Origin of the sequence: Methylobacterium sp. UNC378MF (assembly GCF_900103195.1) — a bacterium.
Classification (GTDB): Bacteria; Pseudomonadota; Alphaproteobacteria; order Rhizobiales; family Beijerinckiaceae; genus Methylobacterium.
On record NZ_FMWU01000004.1, the window covers coordinates 161,309 to 178,531 of the forward strand.

21 protein-coding genes are annotated in these 17,223 nt (G+C 67.5%); 9 read left to right on the forward strand and 12 right to left on the reverse strand.

What is annotated here, in order from left to right; genetic code table 11:
- Positions 1-78 precede the first annotated feature (78 nt).
- Both BLT59_RS05855 and BLT59_RS05860 read left to right on the forward strand, forming a co-directional pair.
- Entirely contained in the window at positions 79-891 is an 813-nt protein-coding gene (locus BLT59_RS05855; protein ID WP_091777641.1) for a universal stress protein, read from the forward strand.
- Between the two features lie 188 nt (positions 892-1,079).
- Positions 1,080-1,484, forward strand: coding sequence for a BLUF domain-containing protein (locus BLT59_RS05860; RefSeq protein WP_091777431.1), 405 nt, complete (start codon positions 1,080-1,082; stop codon positions 1,482-1,484).
- Positions 1,485-1,752: 268 nt separating this feature from the next.
- Here the strand turns inward: BLT59_RS05860 and BLT59_RS05865 are convergent, their stop codons facing one another.
- On the reverse strand, positions 1,753-2,613 hold the full coding sequence (locus BLT59_RS05865; RefSeq protein ID WP_091777433.1) for a universal stress protein: 861 nt from the start codon (positions 2,611-2,613) through the stop codon (positions 1,753-1,755).
- A 266-nt stretch (positions 2,614-2,879) separates the two neighbouring features.
- On the opposite strand from BLT59_RS05865, the gene BLT59_RS05870 reads away from it, so the two are divergent.
- The 3 genes from BLT59_RS05870 (at position 2,880) to BLT59_RS05880 (ending at position 4,618) form a co-directional block, all read left to right on the forward strand.
- Positions 2,880-3,536, forward strand: coding sequence for a sensor histidine kinase (locus BLT59_RS05870; protein WP_091777435.1), 657 nt, complete (start codon positions 2,880-2,882; stop codon positions 3,534-3,536).
- A complete protein-coding gene (gene fixJ, locus BLT59_RS05875) occupies positions 3,526-4,134 on the forward strand; it encodes a response regulator FixJ (protein ID WP_091777437.1) in 609 nt (202 codons plus the stop codon). The genes BLT59_RS05870 and fixJ overlap by 11 nt, the downstream gene beginning before the upstream one ends.
- Positions 4,135-4,225: 91 nt before the next feature.
- Complete coding sequence (locus BLT59_RS05880; RefSeq protein WP_175543948.1) at positions 4,226-4,618, forward strand: response regulator transcription factor; 393 nt, start codon at positions 4,226-4,228, stop codon at positions 4,616-4,618.
- A gap of 174 nt (positions 4,619-4,792) precedes the next feature.
- Here the strand turns inward: BLT59_RS05880 and BLT59_RS05885 are convergent, their stop codons facing one another.
- Both BLT59_RS05885 and BLT59_RS05890 read right to left on the reverse strand, forming a co-directional pair.
- Positions 4,793-4,978, reverse strand: a complete 186-nt coding sequence (locus BLT59_RS05885; RefSeq protein ID WP_244513868.1) for a hypothetical protein — start codon at positions 4,976-4,978, stop codon at positions 4,793-4,795.
- A gap of 166 nt (positions 4,979-5,144) precedes the next feature.
- Complete coding sequence (locus BLT59_RS05890; protein ID WP_091777443.1) at positions 5,145-5,462, reverse strand: phasin family protein; 318 nt, start codon at positions 5,460-5,462, stop codon at positions 5,145-5,147.
- 479 nt (positions 5,463-5,941) lie between these two features.
- Here BLT59_RS05890 and BLT59_RS05895 point away from each other — a divergent pair, with 479 nt between their 5' ends.
- The 3 genes from BLT59_RS05895 to BLT59_RS05905 all read left to right on the forward strand — a co-directional run bounded on the left by BLT59_RS05895 (position 5,942) and on the right by BLT59_RS05905 (position 8,152).
- Positions 5,942-6,634, forward strand: a complete 693-nt coding sequence (locus tag BLT59_RS05895) for a helix-turn-helix domain-containing protein (RefSeq protein WP_091777445.1) — start codon at positions 5,942-5,944, stop codon at positions 6,632-6,634.
- A gap of 382 nt (positions 6,635-7,016) precedes the next feature.
- The gene (locus tag BLT59_RS05900; protein ID WP_091777447.1) at positions 7,017-7,667 is read left to right on the forward strand and encodes a BON domain-containing protein; all 651 of its coding nucleotides are present in this window, start codon (positions 7,017-7,019) and stop codon (positions 7,665-7,667) included.
- A gap of 11 nt (positions 7,668-7,678) precedes the next feature.
- On the forward strand, positions 7,679-8,152 hold the full coding sequence (locus BLT59_RS05905) for a hypothetical protein (RefSeq protein WP_175543937.1): 474 nt from the start codon (positions 7,679-7,681) through the stop codon (positions 8,150-8,152).
- Positions 8,153-8,321: 169 nt separating this feature from the next.
- Here BLT59_RS05905 and BLT59_RS05910 read toward each other — a convergent pair whose 3' ends face one another.
- The 3 genes from BLT59_RS05910 to BLT59_RS05920 are packed head-to-tail and all read right to left on the reverse strand — an operon-like array spanning position 8,322 to position 9,918.
- Positions 8,322-9,017: a VIT1/CCC1 transporter family protein gene (locus BLT59_RS05910; RefSeq protein WP_091777645.1), complete on the reverse strand. Its 696-nt coding sequence runs from the start codon at positions 9,015-9,017 to the stop codon at positions 8,322-8,324.
- Positions 9,018-9,022: 5 nt separating this feature from the next.
- Positions 9,023-9,610 carry a cytochrome b gene (locus BLT59_RS05915; RefSeq protein ID WP_244513869.1) on the reverse strand — a complete coding sequence of 196 codons (588 nt, stop codon included), beginning with the start codon at positions 9,608-9,610 and terminating at the stop codon, positions 9,023-9,025.
- Positions 9,601-9,918, reverse strand: coding sequence for a hypothetical protein (locus tag BLT59_RS05920; RefSeq protein WP_091777449.1), 318 nt, complete (start codon positions 9,916-9,918; stop codon positions 9,601-9,603). The genes BLT59_RS05915 and BLT59_RS05920 overlap by 10 nt, the downstream gene beginning before the upstream one ends.
- Before the next feature lie 287 nt (positions 9,919-10,205).
- Here BLT59_RS05920 and BLT59_RS05925 point away from each other — a divergent pair, with 287 nt between their 5' ends.
- Complete coding sequence (locus tag BLT59_RS05925) at positions 10,206-11,021, forward strand: universal stress protein (protein WP_091777451.1); 816 nt, start codon at positions 10,206-10,208, stop codon at positions 11,019-11,021.
- Positions 11,022-11,197: 176 nt separating this feature from the next.
- Here BLT59_RS05925 and BLT59_RS05930 read toward each other — a convergent pair whose 3' ends face one another.
- The 6 genes from BLT59_RS05930 to aqpZ form a co-directional block, all read right to left on the reverse strand.
- Complete coding sequence (locus BLT59_RS05930) at positions 11,198-12,631, reverse strand: GGDEF domain-containing protein (RefSeq protein WP_091777651.1); 1,434 nt, start codon at positions 12,629-12,631, stop codon at positions 11,198-11,200.
- A 386-nt stretch (positions 12,632-13,017) separates the two neighbouring features.
- Positions 13,018-13,371, reverse strand: a complete 354-nt coding sequence (locus BLT59_RS05935; RefSeq protein WP_139173967.1) for a hypothetical protein — start codon at positions 13,369-13,371, stop codon at positions 13,018-13,020.
- Between the two features lie 59 nt (positions 13,372-13,430).
- On the reverse strand, positions 13,431-14,240 hold the full coding sequence (locus BLT59_RS05940) for a universal stress protein (RefSeq protein ID WP_091777455.1): 810 nt from the start codon (positions 14,238-14,240) through the stop codon (positions 13,431-13,433).
- A 689-nt stretch (positions 14,241-14,929) separates the two neighbouring features.
- Entirely contained in the window at positions 14,930-15,145 is a 216-nt protein-coding gene (locus BLT59_RS05950) for a hypothetical protein (protein ID WP_091777457.1), read from the reverse strand.
- A gap of 83 nt (positions 15,146-15,228) precedes the next feature.
- Complete coding sequence (locus tag BLT59_RS05955; protein WP_091777459.1) at positions 15,229-15,747, reverse strand: potassium channel family protein; 519 nt, start codon at positions 15,745-15,747, stop codon at positions 15,229-15,231.
- 306 nt (positions 15,748-16,053) lie between these two features.
- On the reverse strand, positions 16,054-16,794 hold the full coding sequence (aqpZ, locus tag BLT59_RS05960; RefSeq protein WP_091777461.1) for an aquaporin Z: 741 nt from the start codon (positions 16,792-16,794) through the stop codon (positions 16,054-16,056).
- Positions 16,795-17,223 lie beyond the last annotated feature (429 nt).

Consider the following 17,223-nt stretch of genomic DNA (forward strand, 5'->3'; position numbering starts at 1 on the left):
TTGCGCTGGACAAAGGTGGGCCCCGCTGCCCCCGATAAGGCTGATCGACAACGGCATCGATGCCCGATGGAGGGGATTGTGGATTACGCAAACATCCTCGTTTCCGTCGACCTCGGCGCGGCGGCACCAGACCGCGTACGTCTCGCCGCCGGGCTGGCCCGGCGCTTCGCCGCCACCCTCATCGGCGCGGCTGCCCACAAGGCTCCGGTCCCTTTCCTGGCGCGCGACGTCTACGAGGCCTCCCAGCGCGAGGAACGCAACATACGGCAGCTTCGCGAGATCCTCGAACTCGCGCACGCCATGTTCGAGCGCAGCGCCGGCGAGGGGACCGGCACGGAATGGCACGCTGCCCTTGCCGACCCGATCGCGCACCTCGTCGAGGAGGCGCGCGCTGCTGACCTCGTGGTGGTGGGCCGGCGCGGATCGAACGATGTTGATCCGGGCCCCCTCGGGGTGGCACCGGGTCGCGTGGCGATGGAGGCGGGCCGACCGGTGCTCGTCGTGCCGCCGCGGCTCTCGCAGCTGAAGGCGGCCCGCATCGTCGTCGCCTGGAAGGACAGCCCGGAAGCGCGGCGAGCCGTATCGGCGGTGCTGCCCCTCATCCGCGGCGCCGATGAGGTCTCCGTCGTGACCATCGGCGCGGAGGCCCGCCACCGGGGAACGGAGGATGTGGCCCGTCACCTCGCCCGTCATGGCGCCCCTGTCACCGCGCATCGCCTGCCCGCGGCGGACGATGACAGCTCTGCAATCCTGCGTTTCGCCCTGCGTCAGGATGCCGATCTGGTCGTCCTGGGTGCCTACGGGCATTCCCGTTTGCGCGAGTGGATATTCGGCGGCGTCACGGGCGACCTCCTCGACGGCTCGCCGATCTGCAGCCTGATGTGTCACTGATGTTGGGCAGGCACCTCCTCCTCGGATCAGCGGTCCCACGCCATCTGCTCGCCGTGCCCGCCGCGGCGCAGGTTCGATCCGGATGACGCCATCGACTGCACGGCTTATCTCAAGGCGCTGCGGTGAGGCTCGTTTTCGGAGCGACGGCGAAGTCGAGGACTCGATGAACCGGATTGGGAGACAGGGCCATGGAAGGGTCGCTACTCTACGTCAGCCGTAGCCTGGCGACGCCGGCCGACGTCCTGGACATCGTCGAGATGTCGCGGTCCAGGAACGCCCGGCTTCAGGTCACGGGAGCGCTCGTCGCATCGCGAAGCCGGTTCGCGCAGATTCTGGAGGGTCCACGCGCCGGCGTGGACGCGCTCATGGACAGCATTCGTCGCGACTCGCGGCATTCGGGGGTCGAGGTTCTGCTGTACGACGACATCGCGCAGCGGCGCTTCGCCGACTGGACGCTGGCCTATTCCGGCGCATCCGTTTTCATCGATGGGCTGATCGCGACGCTGACCGAACGGGTCCCGTCTCAACCGCATCCGGCCGACGTGCGCCGCTTGGTCCGTGGCATCGAGGAGCTTGCGCGAGCCCGGCTTTGATGCGCGGGGCTCACGAGGCGCCGAGACCGCGGCGGCTTGTCACTCGACGAAGCCCCAACCGGCCTCCAGGGCGGCGAGCTCCTCCTCGTTCAGCGGGCCGGGCCACGCGATGCTGTTCGGCGCGCGCACCTGAGGCGGCACCTCCGCGGCCTCAGGCTTCGCCGGTACGGATTGGCTCGGTCGGCGCGCGGAGGGGCGGGCCCGCACCGCTTGGCCAGCCACATCTTTTCGCGAACATCTTCGCTTAAGCATGGACGATCTCCGAAACTCAGCGGGCGAGGAACAGCGGTGCTGGGCTGCCCCTCAGGAAGGACCGCGTCACGCCGCCGAAGAAGTATTCGCGCGTGGGAGAATGCCGGTAGGCGCCCATCACGATCATGTCGGCCCGGAACAGCCCGGCCTGGGCTCGAAGAGTGCCGGCGACGCTCTCCCCCCTCGGAAGGTCGTTGACGCTGACATTCACCCCGTGCCGCGCGAGGTGCGGCGCGAACTCGGCCCCTGGAACCGCCTCGTCGATCTCAGCCTCTGTGCCGACCGAGACGATCTCCACGGCCTCGGCCGCGCGCAGGAACGGCAGGGCGTCGTTGGCGGCCCGGGCGGCCTGGGCGCTGCCGTCCCAGGCGACGATGATCCGCCGCGCCGCGAAGGCATCGTGCCCCGGCGGGACAGCGATGACCGGGCGACCGCTTTGGAACAGCGCCTTCTCGATCATCTCGCGGTCGAGGTCATAGGTCCGCGGGCCTATGTCCAGGATCGTCAGGTCGTGCAGGCGCGCGCGCCCGGCCAGCCGGTTCACGATCTCCGGATAGGGCAGGCTCGGCACCTCTGTCGTGCAGACCACCCCGGCCTGCACCGCGTCACCGGCCGAACGCTCCGCGATGGAGCGCGCGAGGGTGTCGAGGCGGCGGTCCATGACCGACACGCCTTCGCAGTCGAACTCGCCGAGCCACGCATCGTCGCCCGACAGGCGCCACGAGGCCGACTGGACGGTGAGGTGGGCGCCGGCGGCCTTGGCCAAGGTCAGGCCGTAGCCGATGGCCGAGGAGGCTTCTTCGCGCTCGCCCTCAACGGCGGTGCCGACGAGGACGTCGCGGATGCCGGCGAGCGAAGATGGGCTGGATCTGGACATGAGGCACCTCCGATTCGGGTCGGCCACATGGTTCGTCCCGTCGCGGTCGGTCGGCCTTGATCCACCTCAAGCGCCGTGTTCAGAACGTGATGCGCTTGTGCACCGATCCAGGCGTAGTGGGACGCCGGATGCGAGCGCCGTCCGACGGCTATTGCAGGTTGAAAAATCGCTGTAGTTTCGCGCTCGCCTGACGCGCGCGGTCCGAGACACGGCCACGGTCGGTTCCTGGCATCGCGGCTCGCCGGACGGTTTGGGGGCGAACGACGATGAACCCCGTCGAGACGGCCATCGGTGACCGGACCAAGGGCTGCCGCCTGCTGGCGCGGCGGGATGCGGTCCCCGTCGCCGGGACACTGGGCGCCCTCGGAAGAACCGCCGAGCGGGCGGTGCGAGCCGGCCGGATCATCCGTCGCCTGCACGAATTCGTCACCCGTGGCGAGACGGAAAGGCGGCGCGTGTCGGGCGCGCGGTCGATCGAGGAAGCCACCGCCCTGGCGCTGGTCGAGGCCCGCGAGCGGGGCGTCGTCACGCGCCTCGTTGTGAATCGGGAGGTTGGTTCCATCCTGGCCGACCGCGTGCAGCTGCAGCAGGTGCCGGTGACGCTGACGCGCAATGGGCGCGCGCCGAGGCAGCCGGGCGACCGACGCGAAATGACGGTCGAAGCCGGGCCTGTCGAGCCGGCGACCGTCGAGATCCCCGTCTCCGACAAGGATCCCGGCATCGCGGACGCGGTTGCCGACAGGCTGTTCCAGCCATTCGTCACGACCAAGCCGAACGGGATGGGCGGCGGGCTCTCGATCTGCCGTACCATCGTCGAGGTGCATGGCGGCCGCCTGAAGGTGGAACGCAACGGCGCCGGCGGGGTCACCTTCCGGCCGACCGTCCCGGCCGCGCATGACGGGGACGCGTCCCATGTCCACTGACCTCGTACACGTCGTCGACGACGAACCTGCCATTCTGGATTCGGTCGCCTTCCTGCTTGAGACGGCGGGCTTCGAGGTGCGGCTCTACGAGGCCGGTACGGAATTGCTCGATCGACTGGCGAAATCGGCCGCCGGATGCGTGCTGACCGATATCCGCATGCCCGGCATCGACGGGCTGGAGCTACTCCGCCGCTTGAGATCGGCAGGGCACCGGTTGCCGGTGATCATGATGACGGGACACGGAGACGTTCCGCTCGCGGTGGAAGCGATGAAGCTCGGCGCCTGCGACTTCCTCGAGAAGCCGTTCGACGATGAGCCGCTGCTCCAGGCCCTGCACACGGCTCTGGGATGCGACGGACCGGCCGAACCGGTTGAGCCGGCATTGCGGGACTTCGTCCGGCGTGTCGGCACGCTGAGCGAGCGCGAGCGTCAGGTGCTGGACCAATTGGTGGCCGGCGGCACAAGCAAGGAAATCGGGCGCACGCTCGACATCAGCCCGCGTACCGTCGAAATCTACCGCGCCAAGCTGATGGCCAAGACGCAGGCGGCCAACCTGCAGGAACTTGTGCGCTGGTCGGTGTTGGCCGGCTTGACCTGATCGGGATTGAGGCAAGTCAAGGCCGGTGCCGGCCCGCCCCGACAAAATCTCGGCCACGATCCAGACCTACCCAACGCCCATGTCGACTGTCATGCCATCTGCTGCTCCGGCCCTGATCTTCGTCGTCGACGACGACCCGGCCGTGCTGCACTCCACGCGCTTTCTCCTGGAAGGCGAAGGCCACGTGGTCCAGACCTTTGCCGACGGTCCCGAAGTGTTGGCCGCCTTTCCCGGCCGGAACCCCGCCTTCGTGTTGATCGACCACGTCATGCCCGGGATGGACGGCCTTGAAGTGTACGGCCGGCTGCGGATCCTTGATGCCCACGTGCCCGTGATCCTGATTACCGGACATCCCGCCCCGGCGATCCGGAGCCGTGCCCGCGCGGCCGGCGTGCCTCTGTTCGAGAAGCCGCTCGCCTTCGATGCCCTGCTCGGCATGATCGCCGCCCACAAAGTCGCCGGGGCCGGGATGCATCGGGTTTGAAGGGCTTATTCGACGGTCGACCGTTGCGTGACTTCGCGAGCGCGGCGGCGAGCGCGGATCGGCTCATGGCGCAGATCAAGGCGCCTCATGTGACGTCCCCGCACCGACGGATTTCCAGAGGGGCGGAGGCGGGGCGGACTGAACGTCGGTCCGGCGCGCGTCACCAAGCAGCCCTCACGCCCAGCGGCGGGAATATCGCGGGGCCAGGGTCTCGCAGGGATGGTGGAACACGTAATAGCCCAATGTTTCGGTGGCCTCCCGCGCGGGGGCGGGCAGGAAACCGAACGGAAGGCTGTCATCTTCGCGCACGGTCGCGCCGAAAATCCAATCGCCCGGTCGAACGAAGTTCGGGAGCGACATGGTCTCGCGCACGGCACAGCATAAGCCAGGCTGGCACCGGCGTTGGAACACCCGGTAGAGGGTCGGGGACACTGGCTTGGCCGGCATCAGGTCCGTCCTGGTGGTACCGCGTCGGACTGCGTCGAAGTGTGAGCGCCGGAGCCGCAGGTTGTCCCGGCGAGCCGTGTCAGGCCGCCTTCGCGGAGGCTGCCTCCGCGACCTCTTGAGAGAGCGTGATCGCCTCTGCTTGGTACGCAGCCACGCCCTGAGTCAGGAACGTCGTCTGAAGCGCGACGGCGGCCTTCAGCGAACCGCAGCCGCCCAGCGCCGCGAAATGATCCGCCTGAGCCTGGAGGCGGCGACTCGTGAATCGTAGTGTCTCCGCGGCGATGCGCAGTGGCAGATCGACCGCCAGGGTGCACCAGGTGCCGACGCCGGCTTCGATGGCCTCGGCGGGACCGGCGAATGCCGAGATCCGTATCGGCGTCGCGTGCTGCGAATGCATGGGGTTCTCCCTGATACTGGTTGGCGGCCACCAGAGAGCGCACCCGGGGAGATGTCTTTGATTTAGGTCAAGCAAGCTTAGCCGCAAGCGGACTCTAAACTTCCGAGATACATAAGATAGACGGTCAAGCTCTTGCGGTTCGATGGCTGGCCAAGCCATCCAGCATCCTGAGCCAGAGAAAGGCTCCGTTCGACGGATTCGCGAGCCGTGGTGCGACGGACCGCCTGCCGCCCGGGCGCCGGCGCTTCCGAGCGGAAGCCGATGATGTGCCTCGGGAACAGGATGGAGGATATGATCCAGAGCCTGCTCGGAGAGCCCGCTCCCGCTCGCGCGCCCGTGGCGAAACGGCAGATCTGAGCCCGTCCTGTGCCGCTACGTAGTTGCCCGTACGCGGATCCCCTTAAGACACCGACCGGAATTTCGCCGATCTCCGATTGCCGCCACTCTCGCTGCTACCGACGCAGGTGAGGAGCGACGCGATGAGCACCAAGAATACGGCACGGACGACCACGCGGCTCCCGGCAGGCCATTCCGCTCGCGTTCCGTCCGTCACCGGAAGCGCCGTGTTCGCGGGTTGCCCCGAACTCATCGGCACACCCTTCTCCTACGCTCGCGAGGAGGAGATCTATGGCGAGGCCGAGGAGGCCGAGTTCGTCTACAAAGTGGTCGAAGGCGCGGTGCGCACCCACAAGGTCCTGAGCGACGGGCGTCGCCAGATCACCGGCTTCCACCTCCCCGGCGACCTGTTCGGGTTCGGTCAAGGCGAGACCCACCGTCAAACCGCCGAGGCTCTCGCCGACACCCATGTGCTGATCTTCCGGCGGCGGCAAATCGAGCGCGCCGCCAGCGGAAGCGCCGCGGTCGCCTGCCAGCTCTGGACCATGGCCACAAACGACCTTCGGCACGCCCAGGATCTGACGCTCCTGCTCGGGCGGCGGTCGGCCACGGAGCGTGTCGCCTCGTTCCTGATGGAGGTGGACGAGCGCCTCGGCGCCACCGGCACCTTCACCCTGCCGATGACGCGGCGCGACATCGCAGACTACCTCGGGCTGACCATCGAGACCGTGTCGCGCACGCTCTCGCAATTGGAGGAGGAGGGGGCCCTGCTCCGCGCCGGCGGCCGCCAAGTCAGCCTGCGCCGCGCTCGGCTTCGCCGCGTCGTCGAAGACTGAGCGGGACGCCACATCGCACAGCGTATCGGTGCACCGTCCGACCGTAGCGTCCCCGGTGCCGCGCCTCTCTCTCGGCCGGTGCGGGCCTGCGGTTTCCGAGGCCGTCAAAGACCGCGGCCACCACCCGCCGGGCAACACCTCGCGGCGACGTCCGCGCTTGATCTGCCTCAAGGCTGGCCGCGGCGGCCGCCCGAGGATGGCTGATCCTCGGGCGGCACCGTCGGGCACCGCTCCGGCGATGGATCGACGTGCAGCACCGACTCGGGCCGGGCGACACGCGGGCGTTGCGCTGGATCAAGGCTCCTTCGTCTCAACCGCGCAGGATCTCCAAGCCCCCACATCGCACGACGAGAACGGGAGAGACATCATGAGGAAGGACGCCATGACCGACAAGGACCTGCGCCGCGCCGTGCTCGACGAACTCGATTTCGACCCCAGCCTCGACGCCGGCGACATCGGCGTGGCCGTGGCGGACGGGGTGGTGACCCTCACGGGCCATGTCGGCAGCTACGCCGAGAAGGTCGAGGCGGAGCGCGCTGTGCGCCGCGTCAGGGGTGTGCGCGCCATCGCGCAGGACATCGAGGTCCGCTACGCCGACGACAAGAAGGTCGCCGACGATCAGATCGCGGCGCGCGCCCTGGCGATTATCGACTGGTCCGTGCACCTCCCGAAGCAGGCCATCCAGGTGAAGGTCGCGGGCGGCTGGGTCACGCTGACCGGCACGGTGGATTGGCAGTACCAGATGGCCGGTGTCGAGGCGGCCGTCCGGAAGCTGTCCGGCGTGCACGGGGTGACCAATCTCATCGAGGTGCGGCCGCAGGTTCCGCCGAAAGCGGTCAAGGACAAGATCCTGGAGGCGTTCAAGCGGGGTGCCCTGTTCGAGGCCGACCAGATCAAGGTCACCGTGTCGGGCGACAAGGTCACCCTGGAAGGCGCCGTGACGGCCTGGGCCGAGCGGGACGCGGCCGAGCGCGCGGCTTGGTCGGTGCCAGGCGTGCGCGCTGTCGAGGACCGAATCGTCGCCCTGAGCTGAGGAGAGCCACCATGTCCCACGGAACGCACGCGCCGGCGGTCTCTCACCGCCAGCCATCGTCTCCCATCAAGCCGGGCGCTCACGCCGGGCTTCACCACATCATCCTGACGCTGGCCCGCTGCCCGGAGCATCCGGACGGCAGCGCCGGCCGCGGCTACGAGATCGTCGCGCCGCTCGGGCCGGACGGTCGCCTCGACGCGGCGCTCTGGCACACAACGCGCGATTATTGCCGCGTTCGTCGCTTCTGGACGGGCGAGCCGGACCGCCACGGCCGACTCGCGCACCGGGCGGGCGGAGAGGGCGGCGCGACCTGGCTGATCGACTACGACGACCGCACCGATGCGGACGACGAGCCCGGCTATCGACTCGGGTCACACACCTTCATCGAGGGCGAGTACGTCTCCATCCGAGATGCGGAGGAGGACGTCGATCACACGTTCAGAATCGTGCAGATCAGAGCGACGAGCGCGGGACACTCTGACTGAGTCCGACGTCGCGCGCGGAGCCGGTGCGTACGTTCCGGTTCAAGATCCCGCGCGCGCCGGTCGGCGAGATGGTTCGATCGCTGTCCCGGCAGCCGACGCCGGATGACGTTGCAGGTGGCTCATGAGGCCGCCTGCACGATCCGGCCTGTGAAGGACACACCGCGACCGGTCAGACGGCCTTTCCGACGAGATGCCCGATGCCGGCGGTGACGGCCATTGCGAGGGCACCCCAGAAAGCCACCCGCGCGGTCGGTCTCCAGATCTCCGCGCCTCCGACTTTCGCGGCCAGGGCGCCGAGCACGGCGAGGAAGAGCAAGGCGGCCGCCGACACCCAGTAGATCGCAAGGTGGGCCGGCGAGACGGCAGCCACGACCAGCGGTAGCGCCGCGCCCGAAGAAAAGGTCGCCGCGGAGGTCAGCGCCGCCTGGATCGGTCGTGCCGTGGTGAATTCCGAGATACCGAGTTCGTCGCGGGCATGCGCGCCGAGGGCGTCCTTTGCCATCAGCTGCTCGGCGACCCGCACCGCAAGGTCACGGTCGAGGCCGCGGGCGATGTAGATCGCCGCGAGTTCCTCACGCTCGGCAGCGGGGTCCTGCTCGAGTTCACGCCGTTCACGGGCGAGATCCGCGCGCTCGGTATCCGACTGGGAACTGACCGAGACGTACTCGCCCGCCGCCATCGACATCGCCCCGGCCACGAGACCGGCGCTGCCCGCGACCAGGATCTCGCCGGTGGACGCCGTGGACGCAGCGACGCCCACGATCAGGCTCGCGGTGGAGACGAGCCCGTCATTGGCACCGAGCACCGCTGCGCGGAGCCAGCCGATCCGTTCGATCAGGTGGTTCTCAGAATGGAGCCTGCGCACGGTCGTCATGGCCTCTCGAAGGGACGTTGCGCGGCGCGGCCGGGGAGGATGCGCCGCAGGATGCCGTCGTGCCAGAGGTAGTGGTGGACCAGGGCCGCCGCGGCATGGAACAGCGCCAATGCCATCAAGATGTTGGCGGCCAGCCCGTGCCAGTGGGTGAGCAGCCGGCGCCAGGCCGGGTCGCCAACGGCCGGCAACGCGAGGGGACCGACCAGGGTGACGCCGCGCACGAGGGCATTGGCGATGCCGAGCCCCGCGATCACGAAGAGCAGCAGGTACAGGGCGGCATGGGTCATCATTGCGAGCACATGCAGCGAGCCTGGATCATCGACGGGAAGCTGGCGCCCACCGGCATGGCGCCAGACCGGGAACGCAACGATGACGGCCGTCAGGACGAAGCCCAGGTCGAAGTGGACCGACCAGATCCCGGAGCGCATGGCACCCTTTGGGACGAGGTCTTCGAGAAAGGTACCGATCAGCCAGAGCACCAGCACGAGCCCTGCGGTCAGCCAGTGCAGGGCGATGGTGCCCCGGTCGTAGGTCGCGGTGCCCCGCCTGCCGGGCGTTGCGTCCACCGCCGTGTTCATGCGCATCGCGGCATCTCCGTTGCGGCCGTATCCAGAGCGGGTGGAGCCTCACGAGTCTCGAGCGTACCGGCTTCGACGGGCTGGCGCGGGAGAATGCTCCGGATCCTCACGCTCGGAATTCGCAGGGCCGGGGGCGCGCGGCCGGTCAGGCCGGGCAGCCCCGGCCTGACAAGCTCGCGTTCGAGTCGCGGCCGCATCGTGCGCCTGACGAAGCCCGAGAGCTTGGAGCGCCCGTCGCGCGCCGGGCGTCGCAACAGCGCCTGCCGTCCCGGGTTGAGCGCCTCCCACGGCAGCGAGATCTTGATATCGGACATCGTAGTTTGGAATTAATCTAAATTCATGCCGCCACGCAAGCGGTGGGATGTGGCGGAGCGCGACATCACCCGCCGGCTGCCGATCTCATGGCGGTCCAGGCGCAAGCCCGTCGCACGGAAGAGGAGGGGGTCGAGGGCTGAGATCGGCGCATTCCGGGGCGCCATCCTCGCGCCCTGAAGCCGCTCGGCGCATCAGGCCGGTCCCCTTGAGATGGATCAAAGCCCAGGCCACGGGCACGGGCGAGGATACCTCTGCCGGGCCGACAGCGCGGTGACGGGAGGCGGCCATGCGGATATCGAACATCTTGGTCTCGGTCGATCTCGGGGCAGCGGCCAAGGATCGCGTCCGGCTCGCCACCGACATCGCGGCGCGCTTCGACGCCACTCTGACCGGCATCGCCGCGCGGCAGCTCGTCACCATGATCCCGGTCGACAGTCCCGATGTGTCGGAGCGCATCGTCGAGATCGAGGAGACGCGGGCGAAGGAGGAACTGGCCGAGGCGCACGCGCTGTTCCTGCGCGAGACCGGCGATCGGGTCAGGACCGCCTGGCGGGGAGCGCTGGCCGAACCTCTGGCCTATTTGGTGGAACAGGCCCGGGCCGCCGACCTCGTCGTGGTCGGCCGCCTGGGACCGGCGGACGGAGATCCCGGGCTCATGGGTGTCGCCCCGGGGAGCGTGTTGATGGAGGTGGGTCGTCCCGTCCTCGTCGCACCACCCGGCGTCGAGAGCCTTGCGGCCAAGCGGGTCGTCGTGGCCTGGAAGGATAATCGCGAGGCGCGCCGGGCCGTTCACGACGCCCTGCCGCTCCTGGTGCGAGCCGACCAGGTCCATGTCGCGGTGGCGGGACCGGAGGCGGGGCGGGAGGGTGCGGCCGACGTCGCCGCGTATCTGTCGGGTCACGGCGTCACCGTTACCACCCACCTGCTGAACAAACCCGAGATCGGCGCCGCCGACGAGATCCTCCGGTTCGCCCGACGGGAGGACGCGGACCTCATCGTCATGGGCGCCTACGGCCATTCCAGGCTGCGCGAGTGGATCTTCGGTGGCGCCACCCGCGACATGCTGCAGGGCACGTCCCTCTGCTGCCTCATGAGCCATTGACGCGCCCGGCAGCGATCCGGCGCTCCGGCGCTCGGGCTCGTCCTCACCGCCGCGCCCGCGGCCGCTCGGGAGGGCCATGGGCGACAAGGCGAAACCGACGCCCGGACCAACTGCCTGCGATGCCACGCGGTCGGGTGCGTCGGGGAACGGCCCGCCACCGGCCGGCATGGCCGCGATCAGGCAGCCCATCGGATCGTATTCCGACCCGCCTCCTTCGCGTCGTACAGCGCGCGATCGGCGCGCTCCATCAACAATTCATAGGCTTCGCCCGGACGTGCCGAAGCCACCCCCATGCTCAGGCTGATGAACGCTACGGATCTGGCATCGATCGTGAGCGGCGAACCATGGGCGCTGGCACGGATTCGCTCGCATACTGCTTTTACAAGTTCGAGATCGCTGTTCAGTAGAAGGATCACGAACTCGTCGCCGCCAAGACGTGCGACCAGATCTCCCGTGCGGACATGGGATGTGAGCAGCGATGCCAGGTGCTGAAGCGCCCGATCACCGGCCAGGTGACCCCAACGGTCGTTGATCTGCTTGAAATGATCGAAGTCTATAGCGATCAGGCTGTGCCACGGCGGAGCCTGTCTCGGCAACAGCCTCCTGATTTCTACCTCGAAACCTCTCCGGTTCAGGATCCCGGTCAACGGATCCGTGAGAGCACGCGCCGTCATCTCGAGGTCATGGGCGGCGAGAGCCGCCGTTAGCCGGGCCCGGGCGGAGACTTCGGCAGCAACAGGCAGACAGGTCAGCAGTATCACGGCGAGGAAGACTTGAAAGGCCCGAGCCTGCGTGGCGGCATCCGCGGCAATCAACACCATCGGTCCCTGGCCATGCATCGTGGCGATGCCCCCGATAACCGCCACGACCATGACGGCAGCTTTCGCACCCAGCCGTCCGAGTCGGAAGCTGACGAGCATCAACGGCGGAAAGATCGCGAATAGCAGCGGACGATCTGTGCCGAAGAAAACGAAATAGGTGACGGCGCCTGCGAGAACCAGCACGGCAACCGCCTCCACCCTCTCCAGCCAAGTCATGCCGGCGAAGCAGGTCACGAAGTCGCCGCGAAATGCGGCCGCGAGAAAGGGCGTAAAAACGACGAGGCCGAGCCCGTCGCTTGCAGCCCAGGCACCGAAAGACTTCAGCAGCGGCTCGCCGAAAACCAGGAAGGCGGTCGAAGCGCCGACGACGCCGCTTATCGCCGGCGCCAGCAACCCCGCGATGAAGAGGAAGCGGACGACGGACCGCGTGGATTGGAGAATGCCGTCCCTCCCACCCGATCTTCGCAAGAGGAATACCGCCAACGACACCTCTGCGAGATTCGCGAATCCGTAAAGAAGCGGACCGACGACGGTACCTCGCAGGATCAGGTTTGCTGAAACATTGGCAACGAAGCCGGCGCTCAGCACGGTGATCCATCGCGGTCGAGCATCCGCCAGCAGCAGGGCCACCAAGATCGCATTGGCTGGCCATATGCAGGCTATGTCTCGCCCATTGCTTGTTAGATAAATCGTCAAGGCAGCGGCACCGAAACAAAGTGACGCTGCTGTGAGCCACAAACGGCTATCTTCTTTCGCTTTGTTGTAACGGCCGAGACTGTCGCTGCTCATGACCATATCATGAACCGACGTCTGTAAATTAGTCGTTAACTGTAGTCAACTAATAGTTTGTAATATATATTGAAATCAGCCGCAGGTGAACGGCGCGTCGGCAACTACCGATTGAATACACACAACCAGCCGCACGCAAATGAGCGATGATGTGATCGAAATCGGCGCATCATTTTTCGCAGCTCATGGACCGCGCGGTGTCGAAGACCGCGCATCGACGTCAAAGCGAATCGACAAGAGCTCAATACCAATCCCAGAGGGCAGGCGGATGAACGCCGAAAATCCGGCCTGACCCAACGGGAAGGCATCGGACCTTCGGGCGGGTTGGAGCATGACTCTGTGCAGCGGCACGAGGCTGGGTAGCCTTGTCCGCGAGGCCAAGGATTTCAGCGTGGCCCTTCGTTGCGCAGGGCATCGTGAGCTCTGCCGCCGTCGAGAACAATCAGGGCGCGGCCACGGGCCGCTGTGCTCGGGCATTCCAGGCTTTCGAGCAGGTCCGCAATGACATCGTCTAGCTCAGATGCAGCCGTACCGTAGAGCTCGAACGCGTATTGGTGGCATGCACGCTGTTTCGGGTCGAGCGTGGCCTCCATCGCGACCACCTCATCCGACCCTCTTCGGCGCAGGTCCGTCGCCAGTTTCCGATACTGTGCCAGGATGTCGGCGCCGACCTGCGCGGCTTTGGCTTCCACAGCCGCATCGGCCGCACCCATCAGGTGCGCAATGCCTGGTCCTTCCATCGTCAGCCTCCCGCAAGTTGATGTCCGCGATGTCGCGGGATGTGAGAGCCAGCGTTCGGTCAATGGCTCATCAGGCAGCAAACGGGACTGCCCGCGAGCAGCGCGCGGGTAACGCCGCCGGAGACCCACTCGCGCAGGCGGCCGTGGCCGTATGCGCCCGTGACGATCAGGTCGGCGCCGTGCTGCACGGCCGCCTCAACAAGCGCCTCGGCGGCCGCGATTCCCTGGGCTTCCGCCCGAACCGACGTTGCGCAGACGTCATGGGCCTGGAGAAAGGCGATGACGTCCCGTGTGTCGTCGGTGCCGTGTCCCGTATCGACGGTCACCACCACAGCCTCGGATGCCCGCTTCAGAAATGGCAGGGCATCCCGGACAGCACGGCGCGCCTCGCACGTATTCGTCCATCCGACGGCCACCCGTTTCGCTGCGAGACGGCCGACCTCGGGCGGGACGATCAGTGCCGGACGGCCGAGGCCCATCAGGATGTTACCGGGATCGACGCACAGACATGGGTTCCCGTCGCCGCCCCGACCAAGGATTACGAGGTCAGCGGCGGCGGCCTGTGACGCCAGAAACGCCGAGGGGAAATCGAGGTTCGAGCGCCATTCGACCCGGCGCTGTCCACCTGCAGCCGCTTGGAATACGGCCTGGGCGCGGTTGAGGTCGTCCAGCACGGCCTCCTGGATCGAAGGGATGCAATACGCACCACCCGGCGTCGGTCCCACGGGGCAGCCGCCGTAATCCGGCATCTCCGCCGCGATGCCGATGAGGCGGGCCTGGAAATCGTCGGCGAGCTGTGCGGCAAGACGGACGCGGTCCCGCGCAGGCTCGCCCAGGTCGACCGCAACCATGATGTTCGCGATGGTCATGGAGGCACTCCGGAAAGCGGTGACGGGGGCCGGGATGGGCGCGGGGCGGTGCCCGCCCCACGGCGGCAACCCGCTGCGCGCAGGCCCCGACAGACCCCCTGAGGGGTGACGATGCCTTAGTCGACCGCGACGCCGAGATGGGCCGCCTCCACGCTCGGCTCGAAGTCGAGTTCGTCGATGACGTTCTCGCGGATCAGCTTGTCACCCACCGTGGCACTCCCCGAAGGACCCAGGTCTCGCCAGGCCGAAGCCGACGCTAAAACCTGCAAGCGGCCCGACATTGATCCAGCGCAAACGGCGTCGGTGATCAGGCCGGGCCCGAGGACCCACAGCAGGCGCGGCTTCGACCTGCTGACGGCGGGGCTGGGAACCTCGGGGCCGCCATCATCCCCGAGGACCGAGAGAACCGGCCAGGGCCGTTCCCGGCGCCGGCCGCAACGAAGGCCCCCCCGGCATCGGGTCGGAGCGTGCGCGTGACCTTCAGGGCGGCGAGCAGATCCTCGCGGTCTGTCCCGTAGCCCTGGCGCAGGGCATCGAGCCGCGGTGAGGGTCCGTTGCCCGCGCTTCTGATCTCGAAGAACGGCACGTGGTAAATGCCATCCCGCGCCTCGATGGCGTGGCCGGTCACGGCCTATTGCTATCCCTGCCGGTGCACCGGCTGGGTCGGATGACGGCTCATCGGGATGTCCTCAGGCGACCAGTTCGGCGAGTTCGACGACCTCGCAGCTGTCGGCGCGCAATCGCCAGTCGATGATGCCGGCAGCCTCACAGAACATCGCCTTGGCGGCGAGCGCGGCCGAGCTTTCGCAGCCGGCGATGACGACGGCCTGCCGCTGCACCGCATCGTGTTCGTGCCCGCTGTCATCGGGAACGAGTTTGCGGAAGGTGACGAGGTACTTGCGCATCGCGTGCCTCCGTCTCTGCACCGTCGGACGATAAGGACCGTCAAAACCGACAGCCTTGATCCAGCGCAACGAGGACTGCGCGTTCACGCGCCCGGCGCTGGCGGGTACAGGCGCGCCCGGCCCGGCTTGGCCGCGCGTCCTGGGCGAAGCTCGGCCGGCATGGGCGCCCGTGTGATCCCATGGAGCGGCCAGTATCGTTCCATGGCGAGATAGGTGAACGAAGCCGACCATCCGATCAGGAGCAGGCCGTTCAGCGCCTCGACGCCGGCGAGCAGCCGGGTGTGCGAGGTCGGAAAGTGATCGCCGAAGCCGAGGGAGGTATAAGCCACCACCGAGAAGTACAGGCAATCCTCGAACGACGTCACCGGCGCGCCCGCGAAGGCGCCGACGCCGAGACGGAGCACGAGCAGCCAGTAGGCGCCGGCGTAGATCCAGACCGCGACGGTGTGGCCGACGAACGTCATGAGCACGACGGCCAGGATGCGGAAGCGCGGCGGGACCGGCAGCTCCGACAGGTGCTCGGAGGTCAGCCGCAGCGTCTCGTAGAGCACCAGGATGGTGGACATGACGAGGACGACGCTGGCCGTCATGGCGAGGATCATGGCGTTGTCCCGGATGGATGTTCCCGGGGGCGAGCCTGCCCGTTGGCGCGCATGTGTCATTGACCTGGCTCAAGACGCCGATCGCCCGACGTGAGCCGGATCAATGCGATCTCCGGCTCAGCTGGACCTTCCGCGGGGCGGTGGAGGACTCTTCCGTGACGGGTGAGCCTCCGGTTGCATGCGGGATGATCGGCCGGCATTCGCGGCCGGTGGACGCCGTTCGCGCCGCGCCGACTCCGCGGCGCCGGCGCGATCGCCTGGATAGGAATCCGACCCCGGGGCTTCTCCGTTCCGGGAATGCGCGACTCACACCGCAGCCCGCTTCTCGACTACGCTCGTCTCGGCGATGTCCGCAGGCTCGTACAACCACCGGGCCAAGGCCCCCGCCGCCATGGCTCCCATGATCGGCGCGACCCAGAACAGCCAGAGCTGCGCCATGGAATCGCCGCCTGCGATCAGAGCCGGCCCGGTACTGCGGGCCGGATTGACCGAGGTGTTGGTCACCGGGATGGAGATCAGGTGGATCAGCACCAGAGCAAAGCCGATCGGGATGCCGGCAAAGCCCACAGCGGCGCCCTTCGACGTGGTACCGATGATGATGAACAGGAAGAAGAACGTCGTCAGGCATTCGGTGATCAGACAGGCGGTCAGGCCGTACTTGCCGGGGCTGAGTTCGCCGTAGCCGTTCGAAGCGAAGCCGTTCGGCACCCAGCCCGGCTTCCCGGATGCGATGCTGTAGAGGACACCCGCCGCGAAGATGGCCCCGATCACCTGAGCGACGATGTAGGGCAGGACGTGCCGGTTCGCACAGCGATGGGCCGACCAGAGCCCGAGCGTGACAGCTGGGTTGAAGTGGCCACCCGAGATATGGCCCACGGCATAGGCCATTGTCAGCACGGTGAGACCGAAGGCGAACGCAACACCCAGGAAACCGATCCCGAGTTCGGGAAACGCGGCGGAGAGGACGGCGGCGCCGCAGCCGCCGAAGGTCAGCCAGAAGGTGCCGAAGAACTCGGCTGTCGCCCGGCGCATCGTATCGTGGTCCATATCGACACCTTACGTTGCTGGCCTCACGCGCCGTCCCGGGATGACGGTGAGGCGCCATCCTTGCGCACATCGCGAGACCGGATTGACTGCATCAAGACAATAATACGGCGCCGAACCGCGCGCTAGCACTGAACATATCGGTTCGATAATCAACATTCGGCGCACAATATATTCTGAATACGCCGGAGCAGGTTGGCCGAGCCTGTCCGAGGCTAGGATCGGTATGCGCCCGGGAATGGAGACAGCTTGGCCCTATCGGCGCCTGGCAGACGACGAGGTTGTGAGGAATGCTGACAGTGTTGAACTGACAAACAGTCGCGAAGCGACGGGCTCAGACTGGCGGACAGCGACCGGTCCGCTTGCGAGCGACGAAGGCAGAACAGCGGGCCGTCGCTGTCGACCAGACGCAACCAGGCGGTGCGCGCGCGT